2 rRNA genes are annotated in these 3,452 nt (G+C 55.1%); both read right to left on the bottom strand.

Annotated features, from left to right (window positions below):
* Positions 1-2: 2 nt before the first annotated feature.
* A 5S ribosomal RNA gene (rrf, locus tag P3G66_RS31645) occupies positions 3-119 on the bottom strand.
* Between the two features lie 153 nt (positions 120-272).
* Positions 273-3,408: ribosomal RNA gene (locus tag P3G66_RS31640) — 23S ribosomal RNA — on the bottom strand.
* Between the last annotated feature and the right edge of the window lie 44 nt (positions 3,409-3,452).

The raw sequence follows: 3,452 nt of genomic DNA, 5'->3' as shown, positions 1-3,452 counted from the left end.
GTGTTCGGCGGTGTCCTACTCTCCCACACCCTGTCGAGTGCAGTACCATCGGCGCTGAAGGGCTTAGCTTCCGGGTTCGGAATGGGACCGGGCGTTTCCCCTTCGCTATGACCGCCGTAACTCTATGAAACTGTCACAGTAACCTTCTTCTGATCACCTGGTTTCACCACCCGTCAACACCAGTTTCTGGTGTTGGGGGATGGAGAAAACAGGGTTTCTCATCAGTATCTGTGTGTTGTTTCAGATACCGCACAGTGGACGCGTAGCTTCTTTGTGGTAAGTCCTCGGCCTATTAGTACCAGTCACCTGCATGCATTACTGCACTTCCAGTTCTGGCCTATCAACCCGGTGGTCTGCCGGGGGCCTTACCCCCTCGAGGGGGTGAGAAACCTCATCTTGGAACAGGCTTCCCGCTTAGATGCTTTCAGCGGTTATCCCTTCCGAACGTAGCTAACCAGCGGTGCTCCTGGCGGAACAACTGGCACACCAGAGGTTCGTCCGTCCCGGTCCTCTCGTACTAGGGACAGCCTTCCTCAAGTTTCTAACGCGCGCGGCGGATAGAGACCGAACTGTCTCACGACGTTCTAAACCCAGCTCGCGTGCCGCTTTAATGGGCGAACAGCCCAACCCTTGGGACCTACTCCAGCCCCAGGATGCGACGAGCCGACATCGAGGTGCCAAACCATCCCGTCGATATGGACTCTTGGGGAAGATCAGCCTGTTATCCCCGGGGTACCTTTTATCCGTTGAGCGACACCGCTTCCACTTGCCGGTGCCGGATCACTAGTCCCGACTTTCGTCCCTGCTCGACCTGTCAGTCTCACAGTCAAGCTCCCTTGTGCACTTGCACTCGACACCTGATTGCCAACCAGGCTGAGGGAACCTTTGGGCGCCTCCGTTACATTTTGGGAGGCAACCGCCCCAGTTAAACTACCCACCAGGCACTGTCCCTGAACCAGATCATGGTCCGAGGTTAGAGGTCCAATTCGATCAGAGTGGTATTTCAACAACGACTCCACGATAACTGGCGTCACCGTTTCACAGTCTCCCACCTATCCTACACAAACCGAACCGAACACCAATACCAAGCTGTAGTGAAGGTCCCGGGGTCTTTTCGTCCTGCCGCGCGTAACGAGCATCTTTACTCGTAATGCAATTTCGCCGAGTCTACGGTTGAGACAGCTGAGAAGTCGTTACGCCATTCGTGCAGGTCGGAACTTACCCGACAAGGAATTTCGCTACCTTAGGATGGTTATAGTTACCACCGCCGTTTACTGGGGCTTAAATTCTCAGCTTCGCTCCCGAAGGAACTAACCGGTCCTCTTAACCTTCCAGCACCGGGCAGGCGTCAGTCCGTATACATCGTCTTACGACTTCGCACGGACCTGTGTTTTTAGTAAACAGTCGCTTCTCACTGGTCTCTGCGGCCCCACCCAGCTCAGACAGTAAATGTCGTCACCAGACAGGGCCCCCCTTCTCCCGAAGTTACGGGGGCATTTTGCCGAGTTCCTTAACCATAGTTATCTCGATCGCCTTAGTATTCTCTACCTGACCACCTGTGTCGGTTTGGGGTACGGGCCGTGTGAAAGCTCGCTAGAGGCTTTTCTCGGCAGCATAGGATCACTGAATTCGCCTCAATCGGCTACGCATCACGTCTCAGGCTTGTATGCGACCCGGATTTGCCTAGGTCACGCCCTACACGCTTACACCAGTATTACCACTGACTGGCTCAGCTACCTTCCTGCGTCACCCCATCGCTTGGCTACTACCAGATCAGGTCCCATGCATCCACCAACTCGAGACCCGAAGGTCTTCTCGTGGCTTCAGGATGGTTAGTATCACTGATTCACCATGGGCGCGTTCACACGGGTACGGGAATATCAACCCGTTGTCCATCGGCTACGCCTGTCGGCCTCGTCTTAGGTCCCGACTCACCCTGGGCGGATTAACCTGGCCCAGGAACCCTTGGTCATTCGGCGGACGAGTTTCTCACTCGTCTTTCGCTACTCATGCCTGCATTCTCACTCGTGTGGCCTCCACGGCTAGGTCACCCTGCCGCTTCCATGGCCACACGACGCTCCCCTACCCATCCACACACCTGCCAGAAAATCCGTGGATCAACTGGGGGCTATTGCGTGAATGCCGCAGCTTCGGTGGTGTACTTGAGCCCCGCTACATTGTCGGCGCAGGATCACTTGACCAGTGAGCTATTACGCACTCTTTCAAGGGTGGCTGCTTCTAAGCCAACCTCCTGGTTGTCTTCGCGACCCCACATCCTTTTCCACTTAGTACACGCTTAGGGACCTTAGCTGGCGATCTGGGCTGTTTCCCTCTCGACTACGAACCTTATCGCCCGCAGTCTCACTGCCGCGCTCTCACTCACCGGCATTCGGAGTTTGGCTGATTTCGGTAAGCTTGTGGGCCCCCTAGACCATCCAGTAGCTCTACCTCCGGTGAGAAACACGCGACGCTGCACCTAAATGCATTTCGGGGAGAACCAGCTATCACGGAGTTTGATTGGCCTTTCACCCCTACCCACAACTCATCCCCTCAGTTTTCAACCTAAGTGGGTTCGGTCCTCCACGACGTCTTACCGTCGCTTCAACCTGGCCATGGGTAGATCACTCCGCTTCGGGTCTAGAGCATGCCACTACGATCGCCCTATTCGGACTCGCTTTCGCTACGGCTACCCCACACGGGTTAACCTCGCGACATGCCACTAACTCGCAGGCTCATTCTTCAAAAGGCACGCCATCACCCCCAGCAGTAAACTGCTCGAAGGCTCTGACGGATTGTAAGCGCACGGTTTCAGGTACTATTTCACTCCCCTCCCGGGGTACTTTTCACCTTTCCCTCACGGTACTAGTCCGCTATCGGTCACCAGGGAGTATTCAGGCTTATCGGGTGGTCCCGACAGATTCACACCAGATTTCACGGGCCCGGTGCTACTTGGGTTTCCATTACAACAGTCACAAAGTTTTCGTGTACGGGATTCTCACCCTCTACGACAGGCCGTTCCAGACCACTTCCACTAACCCTGTGATTTCTTACTGTTGGCCAACACGGCAGTATTGACAAAATGAACCCCACAACCCCACGAATGCAACACCTGCCGGCTATCACACACCCATGGTTTAGCCTCTTCCGCTTTCGCTCGCCACTACTCACGGAATCACGGTTGTTTTCTCTTCCTGTGGGTACTGAGATGTTTCACTTCCCCACGTTCCCTCCACACGCCCTATATATTCAGGCGCGGGTAACACGACATCACTCGTGCTGGGTTTCCCCATTCGGACATCCTCGGATCACAGCTCGGTTGACAGCTCCCCGAGGCTTATCGCAGCCTCCTACGTCCTTCATCGGCTCCTGGTGCCAAGGCATCCACCGTACGCTCTTCATTACTTACAACAAAGATGCTCGCGTCCACTGTGCAGTTCTCAAACAACACACAA

Origin of the sequence: Rhodococcus sp. C3V (assembly GCF_029269915.1) — a bacterium.
Classification (GTDB): domain Bacteria; phylum Actinomycetota; class Actinomycetes; order Mycobacteriales; family Mycobacteriaceae; genus Rhodococcus_F; species Rhodococcus_F qingshengii.
The sequence above is the reverse complement of the archived record's forward strand: the minus strand, read 5'-3'. Positions and strand labels throughout refer to the sequence as shown.